The following is a 15,980-nucleotide window of genomic DNA, read 5'->3' on the forward strand; positions in this document are numbered from 1 at the left end:
CCCCGTTAGCCCGAGCAACGCAGCGAACCCGCAGGGCCGCGTAGTCGGGTGCCCCGGGGGATCGCTAAGGGGGGCCGGGCAAGCGGCCCCCCTTGGCTCGCCGTAAAAGGCGAAAAGCGGACAATCAGGCAGTGCTACAGCCCGTACTAAGCACAAAAAAACCAACGCGGAGCGCGTGTTCAAGTAAGAACGGAGCGGCAGCCGCCGCCCAGCTACTCCGGAAACAACGCCAACCCAATACTCAACAGCATCCGATCCGTCATCCGATCCAGATCCAGCCCAGTAATCTCGGCAATCCGGTCCAGCCGATAGCGCAAGGTATTACGATGCACCTGCAAAGCGACGGCGCAAGCCTGGGTATGGCCGTTATGCTGCAGCCAGCTGCGCAGGGTGGCGACCAGTTGACCATTGCCATCGGCCCGCCGCAGCGGCTGCAGCGGCGCCAGCAGACGTTGCACGGTCCAACTGCCCTGTTGCTGATGCAGCAGCACCGCCAGACGGTAATCCCCCAACCCGACCAACCGCTCGGACAGACGCATTTCCTGGGCGTAATCACGCAGGTTGATCAGCGCCTCGGTCGCTTCACGCAGGTCCGCCAGCGACTCCACCGCTTCGGCCAGCAACAAACGACCGACCGGCCAGCCGCGCTGATCGGCCTGCTCCAGCCAGCTGCGCCGCACCGTCTCGGCCTTGCCGCTGCGCAGCCAGAGCACATCGTGCAGGCCCAGCGGCAAGATGATGTCCTGCGGATGGCGCAGACGCATCTGGCTGATCAACTGGCCCTGCGCCAACTCGTGATCGGTTTCGCTGGCCAGACACAGCAGGCAGCCTTGCAACGGCCACTTCCAGCGCATGCGCAGACGTTCGGCGTCGGCCTCCAAGCTGGCCAGCGGATAGCCCCGCTCCAGCAGGTTGACCAGCCAGGCCTCCTGCTGCTGACCACGCCAGTGCTGCTCGGCCTGCAACACACGCTGCTCGACCAGCATCTCGGCGGTCATGCGCAGCAGCTCGGCAAAGGGCCGTACCTGTTCCGGGTCGCCGGTAATGCCCAGCACACCGACCAGCCGCCCCGCGTGCAGCAGCGGCAGGTTGATGCCGGGTTTGACACCCTGCAGGCAGGCTGCGGCCTGTTCGTCCAGCGCTACCACGCGCTGGTTGGCGAGCACCAGCTGGGCGCCTTCATGCAGAGAGTCAACGCGCTGGGCGTCCCCACTGCCAATGATCACGCCCTGCCGATCCATCACGTTGACGTTGTAGGGCAAGATCGCCATCGCCCGGTCGACAATGTCCTGGGCCAAATGCCGGTCCAGTTCAAACATAGTTCACTCCTGTGTCATCACCCGGTCATGCAGGGCAGCGCATCATGCCCCCGTGAAACCGCACCCATCACGACTCGGGAGACGCCAACATGGCCTTTGATCCGGATTTTGCAGGTGACACTCACTCCGCTTCCAGCGAGCGCCGCGAACGCCGCCGCCAGGAAGACAAGAAGCGCATGGCCTATCGCCGCGCCATTGAAGACTACCGCGAAAGTCAGGCGCTGCAGGCGTCTTTCAGTGACTTTCCCGAACTGCTTGGTCAGACCGACTTTCATCGTTCGCATCGTCTCTACTGATCGGCAACGGTGGGTTCGAAGGGTTCCGCCAACTGACGGATCAGCGCCTTTTCCTCGCGCAGAAAAGCCAAAAACGCTTCTGCGACCGGGCTCAGGCGCTTGCCTCGCGCATGCACTGCGCACCAGCTGCGCATCAGCGGCAGCTCGCTGATATTCAGGCAGACCAGCTCACCACGCCGAATCCACGCCGCCGCTGCGTGCCCCGGTACCAGAGCGACGCCCAGCCCGGCGATGGCGCCCTGTACCAATGCCTCGGTCGACCCCAGTTGCATGGTCTGTCCCAGGTGCACACGCTTGAGCTGCAAGAACTCATCACAGGCCTTGCGGATACCCGACCCGGCCTCGCGCAGCAGGACCATTTCCTCTTCCAGTCTAGCCAGCGGAATATGGGTTTGCCTGGCCAGCGGATGGGTCGGGCGGGCAACTGCCACAATCGGGTTATTAAGGAAGGGAAAAAACTCCAGCGCCCGATCGGCAGGCACCAAACCCATGATCACCAAGTCATCGAGGTTGTCTGCCAGGCGCTGGATAATCTGCGCCCGGCTGGTCACGTCGAGACGAAAGGTGACCTGCGGGTAGCGCTCACGAAACGCGGCCAGCAGATGCGGCAGCAGATACTGCGCGCTACTCGCCGCCGACAGCCTCAGCTCGCCACGCAAGCTGCCTTCCAGCGTCGACAGGTTCATGTCGAGGCTGTCCAGCCGATCAAAGATGTCAGCGGATGCAGCCAGCAGCGACTCCGCCGCCTCGGTCAGATAAAGCTTGCGGCCGACGTATTCAAACAGCGGCAAGCCCACCTGCTCTTCCAACTGGCGAACCTGCAGACTGACCGCCGGCTGGGTCAGCGCCATGGCTTCGGCCGCGCGGCTGTAGGAGCGGGACTCACAGACAGCGCGGAATACCTGCAACTGGCGCAGGGTCATTCGCAGCAATGATTTGCGCATGATGGTCTAGCCTTGATGGACGGGGCGGCTTTGCATGATCGCAGTATATATAAGCAATCACTTATAGATAAGCCAAGTATTATTCATTTCACAGAATACTGCCGGCCCCCTTAGGGTATGCAGGACACATTTTGCAATGTGTTGCCCGGGGCCACGCACCCCGACACGCAAGATGTTCACCGCATCCACTCGATCACCACCACGAGGAACGCGTACGTGATCAAGAAAATTCTGATTGCCAACCGGGGCGAGATTGCCGTTCGCATCGTCCGCGCTTGCGCGGAGATGGGCATTACCTCGGTTGCGGTCTATACCGATCCCGACCGCTATGCCCTGCACGTCAAGCGTGCGGACGAATCCTACAACGTCGGCAGCGACCCGCTGGCGGGTTATCTGAACCCGCGCCAGCTGGTCAACCTGGCGGTAGAAACCGGCTGTGATGCCCTGCACCCGGGCTACGGTTTTCTCTCCGAGAATGCCGAGCTGGCGAAGATCTGCGCCGAGCGCGGCATCAAGTTCATCGGCCCGGCCGCCGAGGTCATTACCCGCATGGGCGACAAGACCGAAGCGCGTCGCAGCATGATCGCCGCCGGCGTCCCGGTCACCCCCGGCACCGAAGGCAACCTGGCGGATCTCGACGAGGCGCTGCGCGAAGCCGAGCGCGTCGGTTACCCGGTCATGCTCAAGGCCACATCCGGTGGCGGTGGTCGCGGTATTCGTCGCTGCAACAACCGCGAAGAGCTGGAATCGGCCTATCCGCGAGTCATCTCCGAGGCCACCAAGGCCTTCGGCAGCGCGGAAGTCTTCCTCGAAAAGTGCATCGTCAACCCGAAACACATCGAAGCGCAGATTCTCGCCGACAGCTTCGGCAACACCGTGCACCTGTTCGAGCGTGACTGCTCGATCCAGCGCCGCAACCAGAAGCTGATCGAGATCGCGCCCAGCCCGCAGCTGACCCCGGAACAGCGCGCCTACATCGGTGATCTGGCGGTCAAGGCCGCGCAGGCGGTCGGTTACGAGAACGCCGGCACCGTCGAGTTCCTGCTGGCCGACGACGAAGTGTATTTCATGGAAATGAATACCCGGGTTCAGGTCGAGCACACCATTACCGAGCAGATCACCGGCGTCGACATCGTCCGCGAGCAGATCCGCATCGCCTCCGGTCTGCCGCTGTCGATCAAGCAGGAAGACATCCAGCACCAGGGCTTTGCCATCCAGTTCCGGATCAACGCCGAGGACCCGAAGAACAACTTCTTCCCCTCCTTCGGCAAGGTTACCCGCTACTACGCACCGGGCGGTCCGGGCGTGCGGGTCGATACCGCGATCTACACCGGTTACACCATTCCGCCGAACTTCGACTCCATGTGTCTCAAGCTCATCGTCTGGGCCATGACCTGGGAAGAGGCGCTGGACCGTGGCCTGCGCGCGCTGGACGACATGCGCCTGCAGGGGGTCAAGACCACGACCCCGTACTACCAGGAAATCCTGCGTAATGCCGAGTTCCGCTCCGGCGTGTTCAACACCAGCTTCGTGGAAGCCCACCCCGAGCTGTTGAACTACTCGATCAAACGCAAACCCGAGGAGCTGGCGCTCGCCATCGCAGCCGCGATTGCCGCCCACGCCGGACTATGACACTAGCGGCAAGCTTCAAGCCGCAAGCGACAAGACACACCGCTTGCAGCTTGGCGCTTGAAGCTGATGAGGAACAGAAAATGAGCAACACACGCAAAATCACCGTTACCGATACCATCCTGCGCGACGCCCACCAGTCTCTGCTGGCGACCCGTCTGCGTACCGAAGACATGCTGCCGATCTGCGACAAGCTGGATCAGGTCGGCTACTGGTCGCTGGAAGTCTGGGGCGGCGCGACCTTTGACGCCTGCGTGCGCTTTCTGAAAGAAGATCCCTGGGAGCGTCTGCGCACCCTGCGCAAGGCGCTGCCGAACACCCGCCTGCAAATGCTGCTGCGTGGCCAGAACCTGCTTGGCTACCGTCACTACAGCGACGACGTGGTTCGCGCCTTTGTTGCCAAGGCTGCCGAAAACGGTATTGACGTATTCCGCATCTTTGATGCCATGAACGACGTGCGCAACCTCAAGGTCGCCATCGAAGCAGTCAAGGCGGCCGGCAAGCACGCCCAGGGCACCATCGCCTATACCACCAGCCCGGTGCATACGGTTGAAACCTTCGTGCAGCAGGCCAAGGACATGGCAGCGATGGGCATCGATTCCATCGCCATCAAGGACATGGCCGGTCTGCTGACCCCATTCGCCACCGGCGATCTGGTCAAGGCGCTGAAAGCCGAACTCGACCTACCGGTGTTCATTCACTCGCACGACACCGCCGGCCTGGCCGCCATGTGTCAGCTCAAGGCGATCGAAAACGGTGCCGACCACATCGACACCGCTATCTCGTCCATGGCCTGGGGCACCAGCCACCCGGGCACCGAGTCGATGGTTGCCGCGCTGAAAGGCACCCCGTACGACACCGGTCTGGATCTGGAGCTGCTGCAGGAAATCGGCATGTACTTCCACGCCGTGCGCAAGAAGTACCACCAGTTCGAGAGCGACTTCACCGGCGTGGATACCCGCGTGCAGGTCAACCAGGTACCGGGCGGCATGATGTCCAACCTGGCCAACCAGCTGAAGGAACAAGGCGCACTGGACCGCATCCAGGACGTATTCGCGGAAATCCCGCGGGTGCGTGAGGACCTCGGCTTCCCGCCGCTGGTGACCCCGACCTCGCAGATCGTCGGCACCCAGGCGGTGTTCAACGTGCTGGCCGGCGAACGCTACAAGACCATCACCAACGAAGTGAAGCTCTACCTGCAGGGCCGTTACGGTCAGGCACCGGGTACCGTCAACGAGAAGCTGCGTCGTCAGGCCATCGGCGGCGAAGAGGTCATTGACGTGCGCCCGGCCGACCTGATCAAGCCGGAAATGGACCGCCTGCGCAGCGAAGTCGGCGCGCTGGCCAAGTCGGAAGAAGATGTGCTGACCTTCGCCATGTTCCCGGACATTGGCCGCAAATTCCTCGAAGAACGCGAAGCCGGCACCCTCAAGCCCGAGCAACTGCTGCCGGCGCCCGGCCAGGGCGCTCCGGCTGCCGCCAGCGAAGGCGTACCGACCGAGTTCATCATTGATGTTCACGGCGAGTCCTACCGCGTCGATATCACCGGCGTCGGCGTCAAGGGCGACGGCAAGCGTCACTTCTACCTGAGCCTCGACGGCATGCCGGAAGAAGTGGTGTTCGAGCCGCTGAATGCCTTTGTCGGTGACGGTGGCAGCAAGCGCAAGCAGGCCAGCGAGCCGGGTCACGTGACCACCAGCATGCCGGGCAACGTGGTCGACGTGCTGGTCAAGGTCGGCGACAGCGTCAAGGCCGGTCAGGCCGTGCTGGTCAGCGAGGCCATGAAGATGGAAAGCGAGATCCAGGCGGCCATCGCCGGCACCGTCAAGGCGGTCAACGTCGCCAAGGGCGATCGCGTCAATCCGGGCGAGATCCTGATCGAGATCGAAGCCTGAGTTGCCGCACTGCAGCGGGTGGCAACACCCGCTGACCCTTTGTGCACCGGCGTCACCAGAGGCCGGTGTCGTCACAGGAATACTGATCGTCTATCCATACAGCCCAACCCGAAATTGAGACTGCGACATGAATAACGACTCCAGACGCAATGAGAGTGCCGAAGAAGCCCTCAAGCAAATCGTCGACGGCTTCAACCGCTTCCGCAACGAGGTCTACCCGGCGCAGCAGGAACTGTTCAAGCAGCTGGCCCACGAGCAGATTCCGCGCGCCATGTTCATCACCTGCGCGGATTCGCGCGTGGCGCCGGAGCTGATCACCCAAAGCGCGCCAGGCGATCTGTTCGTCTCCCGTAACGTCGGCAACGTGGTACCGCCCTACGGCCAGATGATGGGCGGCGTGTCCACCGCCATCGAGTTCGCGGTCCTGGCGCTGAACGTGCAGCACATCATTATCTGCGGTCACTCCGACTGCGGCGCGATGAAGGCGGTACTGGCCCCGGAAACCCTCGACTCGCTGCCGACCGTCAAGGCCTGGCTACGTCACGCCGAAGTCGCCAAGATTGTGGTCGAAGACAACTGCGACTGCTGCGACGACAAACTCTCGATGATGACCGAGGAGAACGTGATCGCCCAACTGCAGCACCTGGCGACCCACCCCTCGGTTGCATCCCGTCTGGCCCGTGGTGAGCTGTTCATTCACGGCTGGGTGTATGACATCGAGACCGCGCACATTCGTGCCTACGACGCGGAAACCAACAAGTTCCGCCAGATCGGCGAAGGCCCCCTGCCGATGGCCACACCGCGCGCGCGCTACCCCGGCCGCAACGCGGGCTAACCGACGGGCGCATTACTGTATTTACGCAATTACAGGTATACTGCGCCGTCTGTTTAGCGGCAGGCCCTCGATAAGCCTGCACTCTCCAAGCAAGCCACGCCAGTTCGCTGCCGTGGCTTGTTGGTTTCTGCCGCCGAGGCGGCCCTGATGAGCGAGGCACTACAGATGACCGCACTGGTTGGCGTGATCATGGGCTCCAAGTCCGACTGGTCCACCCTGAGCCATACGGCCGACATGCTTGAACAGCTGGGCATTCCCTACGAAGTGAAGGTGGTTTCCGCCCACCGCACGCCTGATCTGCTGTTCCAATACGCAGAAGAAGCGGCCGATCGCGGCATCGAAGTGATCATCGCCGGCGCCGGCGGCGCAGCCCACCTGCCGGGCATGTGTGCGGCCAAGACCCACCTGCCGGTGCTTGGCGTACCGGTGCAGTCCTCCATGCTCTCCGGTGTCGACTCCCTGCTGTCGATCGTGCAGATGCCCGCCGGCGTGCCGGTCGCCACCCTGGCCATCGGCAAGGCCGGTGCGGTCAACGCGGCGCTGCTGTCGGCCAGCATCCTCGGCGGCAAGCACCCGCAGTTCGGCAAGGCGTTGCAGGATTTCCGCAGCCAGCAGACCGACAACGTGCTGAACAACCCAGACCCGCGTCAGGCGTGAGGAATCGGATATGAAGATCGGTGTCATCGGTGGTGGACAACTGGGTCGCATGCTGGCACTGGCCGGCACCCCGCTCGGCCAACAATTCGCCTTTCTCGATCCGGCCCCGGATGCCTGCGCCCAGGCCCTCGGTGAACATATCCGCGCCGACTACAGCGACACCGATCACCTGCGCCAGCTGGCCGATGAAGTGGACGTGGTGACCTTCGAGTTCGAAAGCGTCCCGGCCGAAACCGTCGCCTTCCTGTCGCAGTTCGTGCCGGTCTACCCGAACGCCGAATCGCTGCGCGTTGCCCGTGATCGCTGGTTCGAGAAGTCGATGTTCCAGGACCTCGGCATCCCGACTCCGGAATTTGCCGACATTCAGTCGCAGGACAACCTCGACGCCGCGGTCAAGCGCATCGGCCTGCCGGCGGTGATGAAAACCCGCACCCTGGGTTATGACGGCAAGGGCCAGAAAGTGCTGCGTCACCCGGACGATGTAGTCGGGGCCTTCGCCGAACTGGGCAGCGTGCCCTGCATTCTGGAAGGCTTTGTGCCCTTCACCGGTGAAGTGTCGCTGGTGGCCGTGCGCGCCCGCGACGGCGAAACCCGCTTCTACCCGCTGGTGCACAACACCCACGAGAACGGCATCCTCAAGCTGTCCATCGCCAGTACCGACCACCCACTGCAGGCACAGGCCGAAGACTACGTTGGTCGCGTGCTCGACAAGCTGGACTACGTCGGCGTGCTGGCCTTCGAGTTCTTTGAAGTCGACGGTGGCCTGAAAGCCAACGAGATCGCCCCGCGCGTACACAACTCCGGCCACTGGACCATCGAAGGCGCCGAGTGCAGCCAGTTCGAAAACCACCTGCGCGCCATCGCCGGCCTGCCGCTGGGCTCGACCGCCAAGGTCGGTGAAAGCGCGATGCTCAACTTTATCGGTGAAGTCCCCGCCGTCGAAGCCGTCAGCGCCATCGAGCACTGCCACCTGCACCACTACGGCAAGGCTTTCAAAGCCGGTCGCAAGGTCGGCCACGCCACCCTGCGCTGCCCGGATATGGCGACGCTGAAAGCGCGCATCGCCGAGGTTGAGGCGCTGATCGACAAATAAGTTGGTGGCGGGAAAAACGAGAAAGGCGCAGCACTGGGTGTTGCGCCTTTTTTTATCATCACGGAGTGTCCGGCCACACCCTGCACGCACCAGCACAGCGGACGCGGAGCGTCCTGGCAGGCATTCCCACGCAGAGCGTGGGAACGATCAAGGCAGCAAAGGTGGCGGATGCACGGACCCACGTCCCGTTTACGCGGGCGAGTAGCGCAGGGCTGACGGGAAAAAGAGTCATAGGATGTCTGAGGAGCGAAGCGACGAGTTTTATGACTCCCCGTCAGGCCGAGCAACGCAGCGAACCCGAAGGGCCGCGTAGCCGGGTGCCCGGGGGGATCGCTAAGGGGGGCCGGGCAAGCGGCCCCCCTTGGCTCGCCGGAGAAGGCGAAAAGCGAACTGTCAGATTACGCGCCAACTAGCCCTAAAAAACGCCCCAACAAAAAGTGTCCTCACAGGCGTTTCCAAGCAAAACCCCGCAGCACCATGAGGTGCTACGGGGCTGCTCACCGCTCATTGCATTACTGGAAGCGCTTGAGCTCCGCCTTGGCAATCGCGTTACGGTGCACCTCATCCGGACCATCGGCGGTGCGCAGGTGCCGGGCGTAGACGTACAGCTGCGCCAGCGGGAAGTCGGAGGAGAAACCACCGGCGCCGTGGGCCTGAATCGCCCAGTCGATGACCTGACACGCCATGTTCGGCGCGGCTACCTTGATCATCGCGATCTGCTTGGCGGCGACCTTGTTGCCGACGGTATCCATCAGATGCGCCGCGTTCATCACCAGGAAGCGCGCCTGATCGATCATGATCCGCGACTCGGCGATGCGCTCACGCCACACGCCCTGCTCTGACAGGGGCTTGCCGAACGCCACGCGCTTGCTCAGACGCTCACACATCAGCGCCAGCGCCCGTTCGGCCTGACCGATCACCCGCATGCAGTGGTGGATACGACCCGGGCCAAGACGACCCTGAGCAATCTCGAAGCCGCGGCCTTCACCCAGCAGCATATTGCTGGCCGGCACGCGCACGTTCTCGAAGATGATTTCCGGGTGGCCGTACGGTGGATCCATATAGCCGTAGCAGCCCATATCACGCAGCACGGTGACGCCGGGGGTGTTCATCGGCACCAGAATCATCGACTGCTGCTGGTGGCGGTTCGGGTTGTCCGGGTCGCTCTTGCCCATCACCACCATGATTTCGCAGCGCTCGTTGGCGGCGCCGGAGATATACCACTTGCGGCCGTTGATCACGTACTCGTCGCCGTCACGCTCGATGCGGGTTTCCACATTGGTCGCATCGGAGGACGCCACCAGCGGCTCGGTCATGGCGAAGGCAGAGCGGATTTCGCCATTGAGCAGCGGCGTCAGCCAGCGTTCCTGCTGTTCCTTGGTGCCATAACGCGCCAGCACTTCCATGTTGCCGGTATCCGGCGCGCCGCAGTTGAACACCTCGGACGCCCACATGCCCGGCACGCGCCCCATCAGCTCGGCCAGCGGGGCGTATTCCATGTTGCTCAGACCCGGACCGTGCTCGGCTTCCGGCAGAAACAGGTTCCACAGACCTTCAGCTCGGGCCTTGGCCTTCAGCTCTTCCATCAACTGCACGGTGGTGTAGGCGTTTCCGGCCTTCTCGTTGGCGCGGATTTCCTCTTCGTAGCGCCGCTCATTGGGGAAAACGTGCGCGTCCATAAAATCGGAAACGCGCTTTTGCAGATCCAGCGAGCGTTCGGTCTGGTGGTACATGGCGAACTCCTGAGGTGTCGATCATGCGGTTGCGATGGCAGCCGTCCTGGACACAAAATCTCAATACACATATGTATTGTCAATTGTGTATGGAAATAGATATGACGCGGCCTTCGCCTGACTTATAATCCGACCACTACCCACATCACCGGAGCTGCAGATGTCCGCTGCCAGCAAACCCGCCCGCCGCGGCCGTCCTACCGGCCGCGCCGTATTGACGCCCCAGGACTGGTTCGACGCCGCCACCGACGCCATCCTTGAAGGCGGCTTCGATCAGTTGCGTGTGCTGCCGCTGGCCAAGCGCCTGAAGGTGACCCGCGGCAGTTTCTACTGGCATTTCGAGGACCTGCCGCAGTTTGTTCGTCTGTTCCTCGACCAGTGGCAAGCCCAGCGCATGAAAGGCTTGCGCTACTGGCAACCCGGGCTGGACCCGGCATTGAGCCCACAGCAGGAAGTAGAACGCGTGCTGCTGCTGATGTTTGAAGGCCCGGCGGTGGAGTTCAAACGCATGAAGGTGGAGTTTGCGATTCGCGATTTCGCCCAGCGCGACCTCTACGCCCGCGATATCGTCGCTGCGGTGGACGAAGCACGGGTCGAGCAGACAGCGCAGTTGCTGGCCCCGCTGGTGCCACCCGGTCAAGCACGCGGCATGGCGCTGATCCAGTACGCCGCGGTGCTAGGTGGCGTGCTGCTGTTTCGTGGTCAGCTGGGCGGCGAACAGTCCCTGCGCAGCTTGCGGGAACAATGGCAACAGCTGCTGCACCCCCCTCAAGTTGTCACCCAGTCCGCCGATACTGCTGCCAGATAGCCGGACGCAGCTGGACAGCCAGCGTCAAGCCCGCCATGATTTCAAAGTGCCGTCACCCGCCGGATGCGAACGACCGCGCACCTGCTTAAGCCGCAAGGCGTTGAAGCCGTCAGGAGCAAAGCGTGCCGATCCAATCCTGGTTCTACCAAGCCGAACTGCATCAGGGCAACCTGCTGCATGGGCACCACCACCACAGCCTGATGCTGCTGTCGATACTGGTTGCCATCGCCGCCGCCTGGCTGGCGCTGCAGGTGGCAGGTCTGGCGCGTCTGGCCGCTACGCCGGCAACCCGGCGGGGCGCGCTGCTCAGCGGCGCAGTTGCCCTGGGCGTCGGTATCTGGGCGATGCACTTTATCGGCATGCTGTCGTTCACCCTGCCTCTGGAAGTGCACTACGACCTGACCATTACCCTGCTGTCCATGCTACCGGCGCTGGGCGCCTCGCTGGTGGCCCTGCAATTGCTGTCGCGCCGCGTTCTTGGGGCAAGGGAGCTGCTGACAGGGGGCATCCTGATCGGCGCAGGTATCGGCACCATGCACTACATCGGCATGGCCGCCATGCGCATGGACGCGCAACTGCTATTCGACCCCTGGTGGTTTGTCGGCTCGGTGGTGGTCGCGGTGGTGCTGGCCATTCTGTCGCTGTGGATTCGCTTTGGCCTTGGCAAACCGACCAGCAAGACCTTGCTGATCGCCGCGCTGGTGATGGGCTCGGCCATTGCCACCATGCACTACGCCGGCATGGCGGCGGCCCGTGTCATCGGCCAGCCGCAAAGCGATTACCTGGGACAGTTTGATGCGCAGCGCAATCTTGGTTTGCTGATTGCCTTCTCCACCTTGGTGGTGGGTATTCTGGTTGGCGCGGTCAATGGCGCGGTGCGCTTCAATCAGCTGTACCAGAAGGTACAGGCCAGCGAAGCCCATATCCGCGGCATCGTTGACACCGCAGTCGATGCGATCATCACCTGGGATCGCTACGGGCGCATCCGCGAGATCAATCGCGCAGCTGAACACATATTCGGCTGGCCCGAATCCGAGCTGCTTGGCCAACCTCTGGATGTGCTGCTACCGCTGGCTACCCGAGAGCGCTTGCGCAGCTTTCTCAGCGAGTATGCCGCCGGTCAGCGTCCGGCACAGCTGGGCACCAGCACCGAGTCCTGGTGGATGCGGCGCAATGGCGAGCACTTTCCGGTGCGCCTGTCGATCGGCCAGACCCTTATCCGCGACGGCGTGCGCTTCGTCGGCTTTGTCAGCGACATCAGCGAGCGCCGTGAGCTGGAAAACTCGTTGCAGGAGCGCGAAGAGCAGTACCGCAGCCTGATCACCAATATCCCCGGCGTCACCTTCCGCTGCCTGCCCCGTGAAGACTGGCGCATGCTGTTTATCAGCGACGCGGTGGAGCCCCTCACCGGCTGGCCGACAGAACGCTTTCTCAACGGCGAGATGAGCTTTGCCGACATCATCCATCCGGCAGACATCGACTTCACGGTCGATCATGTCATGGCCGCCATCGGCCGTCGCGAGAACTACAACCTTGAGTACCGCATCTTCCACCGCGACGGCCAGATTCGCTGGGTCTCCGAATACGCGAGCGCGATCTTTGACGAGCAGGGCAACCCCGAGTGGATCGACGGGGTCATCCTGGATATCACCGACACCAAGCTGCGCGCCGCCGAATTCGAGGGTATCGTGCGCGCCATCAGCCAGGCCCAAGGCATGCTGGACCTGGACATGGACGGTCGTATTTGTTTCGCCAACCCGCATTTCCTGAGCCTCAGCGGCTGCTCTGAAGCAGAGCTGAAGGGACGCACCTTCCAGCAGTTGATCGACGATGGCGAGTTTACCGATGAAGCCTGGGCCAGTGTTCGCCGTGGCGAGTACCTGGTCGGCGAGTACAGCCTGACGCATCGAAACGGCGACAACGTCTATGTGCAGACCTACTGCAACCCGATCATCGACAGCTTTGGCGAGCTGACCAAGGTGATCGTGCTGGTCACCGACCTGAGCGAACGCCGACGCATGGAGGTGGCCCTGCTCGAAGCCAAGGAGCGGGCCGAACTGGCGGCCGAATCCAAGGGTGCCTTCCTGGCCAACATGAGTCACGAAATCCGCACGCCAATGAACGCCATCATCGGCTTCAGCGAGGTGCTGCTCAACGACAACCTGACCACCAGTCAGCGCAAGTACGCGCGCACCGTGAATCAATCCGCCCGCTCGCTGCTGGGGCTGCTCAACGACATTCTCGATACCGCCAAGCTGGAAAAGGGTCAGGTACGGCTGGAGCGCCAGGACTTCTCGCTGCGCGAACTCTGCCAGCAACAAATCAACGTGTTCAGTCTGGAAGCCAATCGCAAGGGCTTGCAGTTGACGTTCAGCTACCAGCTACCGCAGGAGCACTTCAGCGGCGACCCGACGCGTATCCGTCAGGTGCTGACCAACCTGCTGGGCAATGCCATCAAGTTTACCGAGCAAGGCCGGGTCGAGCTCCGCGTGGATCAGCACCAGAAACAGGTCCGTCTGCGCATCAGCGACACCGGCATCGGTATCCCGACGGATCGCCTGCAGCAGATTTTCGAGCCGTTCGCCCAGGCCGATGCGTCCATGAGCCGGCGCTTTGGCGGCACCGGCCTGGGCACCACTATCGCCCGCCAGCTGGTCGAGCTGATGGGCGGGCACATCAGCGTCGAGAGCATCCCGAGCCAAGGCTCCAGCTTCCAGGTACTGCTGCCGCTGACCGCCGCCAGCGCGGACGCCAAGGCGTTGAGCGCACTCAGCAGCAACCGTATCGAGCTGCCGCCGCTGCGCATTCTGGTCGCCGATGATGTTGCCGACAACGTACAGTTGATGGAGCTGCTGCTGCACAACGAAGGGCACCGGGTGCGCAGTGTGAACAACGGTCTGCGCGCCTTCGAGCTGGTGGCCGAGGAGCCCTTCGACCTGATCCTCATGGACATGCAGATGCCGGAGGTTGATGGTCTGGAAGCCACTCGCATCATCCGTCGCTACGAAGCCAATCTGGGGCGACGCCCGACCCCCATCATTGCCCTCACCGCCAGCGTGCTGGACAAGGATCGCCAGGCTGCCCGCGAGGCAGGTATGGAAGGCTTTGCCTCGAAGCCGGTCGACCGCGTGGCGCTGCGCCAGGAAATGGCGCGGGTATTGGGCCTGCAAGTCCCCAGCGCCGACCACGACAGCGCCAAGGCGGAGCAGACTACCCCCTTGATCGACTGGGCCAGCGGTGAGCTGCGCTGGGGCAACCGCGACGCCCTTGAGCAGGCCATCCACCGCTTCCTTGGCGAATTACCGAGCCAACTGGCCGAGCTGGACCAGGCGCTGGACCAGCAGGCTCTGGAGCACGCCCGCAGCCTGGCGCACAAACTCAACGGCAGCGCCGGCAACCTGTCTTTGCAGGCGCTGCGCCAGCTCGCCAGCGAACTGGAAAGCAAGCTGGCAGCGGGCCAGAATGATACCGAGGCACTGCGCGAGGCGCTGCACGCCTGCGCGCGCGCCAGCCGCGCTGCAGCGCCGACACCCGCGCCCGTGCAGACCACTCCGGCTGACGAGACGCTGGATAACGCCGCCCGTGACAACCTGATCGACAAGCTGATTACCGTGCTGCGTCGCGGCGAGGTGAACGAACAGGCTCTGCAGCGCCTGGCAGGCAGCCTCGCCAGCGAGCAACGCACAGCGCTGGAGCAGGCGCTGGACGATTTTGACTTTGCAGCCGCCATCGCTCTGCTGGAAGCCGAGCGACGTACTGCATCCACCCAAGGTTGACCCCATGCCCTTCAAGGACCGCCGCCCGTCGATACTGCTGGTGGATGACGAACCAGCCAACCTGCATGTGCTCAAGCATATCCTGCAGGACGACTACCGCCTGCTGTTCGCCCGCGACGGCGAGCGCGCGCTGGAGCTCGCCAGCAACGAGCGACCACATCTGATTCTGCTGGATGTGATGATGCCCGGCACCACCGGCCATGAGGTCTGTGTACGGCTGAAGGCCGAGCCGCAGACCGAGGCCATTCCAGTGATCTTCGTCACCGCCCTGTCCAACCCGGAGGACGAGGCGCTGGGCTTCGAGCTGGGCGCAGTCGACTACATCAGCAAACCGGTGAGCGCTCCCATTGTGCGCGCGCGGGTGCGTACGCACCTGTCACTGGTACGCGCCGATGTGCTGCGTCAGACCCGCCTCAACATCGTGCAGGCGCTGGGTATGGCCGCCGAGTACAAGGACAACGAGACCGGCCTGCACGTCATTCGCATGAGTCACTTCTCGCGCATCATCGCTCTGGAGGCCGGCTTCAGCGCCGAAGACGCCGAGGAGCTGCTGCACGCCGCCCCCATGCACGATGTCGGCAAGATCGGCATTCCCGACGCCATCCTGCAAAAACCCGGCAAGCTGGACGCTGACGAGTGGGCCATCATGCAGCAGCATCCGGACATTGGCGCGCGCATCATCGGCGAACACGACGCCAGCATGCTGCAAATGGCCCGGCGCATTGCCCTTGGTCATCACGAAAAGTGGGATGGCAGCGGCTATCCTGCAGGGCTGGCCGGCACCGACATCCCCATTGAGGCGCGTATCATCGCGATTGCCGACGTCTTTGACGCCTTGACCAGCGAGCGTCCCTACAAGCGGGCCTGGAGCGTGGAAGATGCCGTCGCCCTGATTCGTGAACAGAGCGGCAAGCACTTCGACCCCCACCTGGTGAACTGCTTCCTTGCCCGTCTGGAGGAAATTATCGAGATTCGCGACCGGTGGGCGGAGTAGG

The 15,980-nt window shown here is 63.0% G+C and carries 12 protein-coding genes; 9 read left to right on the forward strand and 3 right to left on the reverse strand.

Annotated elements, in window-relative coordinates; genetic code table 11:
* Positions 1 to 212 precede the first annotated feature (212 nt).
* On the reverse strand, positions 213 to 1,319 hold the full coding sequence (locus CNQ84_RS11035) for a sugar diacid recognition domain-containing protein (RefSeq protein ID WP_096004924.1): 1,107 nt from the start codon (positions 1,317 to 1,319) through the stop codon (positions 213 to 215).
* A gap of 89 nt (positions 1,320 to 1,408) precedes the next feature.
* Here CNQ84_RS11035 and CNQ84_RS11040 point away from each other — a divergent pair, with 89 nt between their 5' ends.
* Positions 1,409 to 1,615 (forward strand): PA3496 family putative envelope integrity protein, encoded by a 207-nt coding sequence (locus CNQ84_RS11040; protein ID WP_096004925.1) that lies wholly within the window; start codon positions 1,409 to 1,411, stop codon positions 1,613 to 1,615.
* Here CNQ84_RS11040 and CNQ84_RS11045 read toward each other — a convergent pair.
* Entirely contained in the window at positions 1,609 to 2,559 is a 951-nt protein-coding gene (locus CNQ84_RS11045; protein ID WP_096004926.1) for a LysR family transcriptional regulator, read from the reverse strand. The two genes, CNQ84_RS11040 and CNQ84_RS11045, sit on opposite strands and share 7 nt — an antisense overlap.
* Positions 2,560 to 2,775: 216 nt before the next feature.
* Here CNQ84_RS11045 and CNQ84_RS11050 point away from each other — a divergent pair, with 216 nt between their 5' ends.
* The 5 genes from CNQ84_RS11050 to CNQ84_RS11070 all read left to right on the forward strand — a co-directional run bounded on the left by CNQ84_RS11050 (position 2,776) and on the right by CNQ84_RS11070 (position 8,668).
* Entirely contained in the window at positions 2,776 to 4,191 is a 1,416-nt protein-coding gene (locus tag CNQ84_RS11050; RefSeq protein WP_096004927.1) for an acetyl-CoA carboxylase biotin carboxylase subunit, read from the forward strand.
* A gap of 80 nt (positions 4,192 to 4,271) precedes the next feature.
* Positions 4,272 to 6,083 (forward strand): sodium-extruding oxaloacetate decarboxylase subunit alpha, encoded by a 1,812-nt coding sequence (gene oadA, locus CNQ84_RS11055; RefSeq protein WP_096004928.1) that lies wholly within the window; start codon positions 4,272 to 4,274, stop codon positions 6,081 to 6,083.
* Positions 6,084 to 6,210: 127 nt separating this feature from the next.
* The gene (locus CNQ84_RS11060) at positions 6,211 to 6,918 is read left to right on the forward strand and encodes a carbonic anhydrase (protein ID WP_096004929.1); all 708 of its coding nucleotides are present in this window, start codon (positions 6,211 to 6,213) and stop codon (positions 6,916 to 6,918) included.
* A gap of 165 nt (positions 6,919 to 7,083) precedes the next feature.
* A complete protein-coding gene (purE, locus tag CNQ84_RS11065) occupies positions 7,084 to 7,575 on the forward strand; it encodes a 5-(carboxyamino)imidazole ribonucleotide mutase (RefSeq protein WP_096005017.1) in 492 nt (163 codons plus the stop codon).
* Between the two features lie 10 nt (positions 7,576 to 7,585).
* Complete coding sequence (locus CNQ84_RS11070; protein ID WP_096004930.1) at positions 7,586 to 8,668, forward strand: 5-(carboxyamino)imidazole ribonucleotide synthase; 1,083 nt, start codon at positions 7,586 to 7,588, stop codon at positions 8,666 to 8,668.
* A 512-nt stretch (positions 8,669 to 9,180) separates the two neighbouring features.
* On the opposite strand, the gene CNQ84_RS11075 is transcribed toward CNQ84_RS11070, so the two are convergent.
* On the reverse strand, positions 9,181 to 10,401 hold the full coding sequence (locus CNQ84_RS11075) for an acyl-CoA dehydrogenase family protein (RefSeq protein ID WP_096004931.1): 1,221 nt from the start codon (positions 10,399 to 10,401) through the stop codon (positions 9,181 to 9,183).
* A 160-nt stretch (positions 10,402 to 10,561) separates the two neighbouring features.
* On the opposite strand from CNQ84_RS11075, the gene CNQ84_RS11080 reads away from it, so the two are divergent.
* From CNQ84_RS11080 to CNQ84_RS11090, 3 genes are all read left to right on the forward strand, one after another.
* On the forward strand, positions 10,562 to 11,209 hold the full coding sequence (locus CNQ84_RS11080) for a TetR/AcrR family transcriptional regulator (RefSeq protein ID WP_096004932.1): 648 nt from the start codon (positions 10,562 to 10,564) through the stop codon (positions 11,207 to 11,209).
* Positions 11,210 to 11,331: 122 nt separating this feature from the next.
* On the forward strand, positions 11,332 to 14,985 hold the full coding sequence (locus tag CNQ84_RS11085) for a PAS domain S-box protein (RefSeq protein ID WP_096004933.1): 3,654 nt from the start codon (positions 11,332 to 11,334) through the stop codon (positions 14,983 to 14,985).
* 4 nt (positions 14,986 to 14,989) lie between these two features.
* The gene (locus CNQ84_RS11090) at positions 14,990 to 15,979 is read left to right on the forward strand and encodes an HD-GYP domain-containing protein (RefSeq protein ID WP_096004934.1); all 990 of its coding nucleotides are present in this window, start codon (positions 14,990 to 14,992) and stop codon (positions 15,977 to 15,979) included.
* The last annotated feature ends 1 nt before the right edge of the window (position 15,980 follow it).

This window comes from Pseudomonas abyssi, assembly GCF_002307495.1.
GTDB classification, from domain to species: Bacteria; Pseudomonadota; Gammaproteobacteria; order Pseudomonadales; family Pseudomonadaceae; genus Halopseudomonas; species Halopseudomonas abyssi.

Coding starts and splice junctions, on each gene's coding strand:
- CNQ84_RS11035 (WP_096004924.1), bottom strand. CDS start 1,319: ATGTTTGAACTGGACCGGCATTTGGCCCAGGACATTGTCGACCGGGCG.
- CNQ84_RS11040 (WP_096004925.1), top strand. CDS start 1,409: ATGGCCTTTGATCCGGATTTTGCAGGTGACACTCACTCCGCTTCCAGC.
- CNQ84_RS11045 (WP_096004926.1), bottom strand. CDS start 2,559: ATGCGCAAATCATTGCTGCGAATGACCCTGCGCCAGTTGCAGGTATTC.
- oadA (WP_096004928.1), top strand. CDS start 4,272: ATGAGCAACACACGCAAAATCACCGTTACCGATACCATCCTGCGCGAC.
- CNQ84_RS11060 (WP_096004929.1), top strand. CDS start 6,211: ATGAATAACGACTCCAGACGCAATGAGAGTGCCGAAGAAGCCCTCAAG.
- purE (WP_096005017.1), top strand. CDS start 7,084: ATGACCGCACTGGTTGGCGTGATCATGGGCTCCAAGTCCGACTGGTCC.
- CNQ84_RS11070 (WP_096004930.1), top strand. CDS start 7,586: ATGAAGATCGGTGTCATCGGTGGTGGACAACTGGGTCGCATGCTGGCA.
- CNQ84_RS11075 (WP_096004931.1), bottom strand. CDS start 10,401: ATGTACCACCAGACCGAACGCTCGCTGGATCTGCAAAAGCGCGTTTCC.
- CNQ84_RS11080 (WP_096004932.1), top strand. CDS start 10,562: ATGTCCGCTGCCAGCAAACCCGCCCGCCGCGGCCGTCCTACCGGCCGC.
- CNQ84_RS11090 (WP_096004934.1), top strand. CDS start 14,990: ATGCCCTTCAAGGACCGCCGCCCGTCGATACTGCTGGTGGATGACGAA.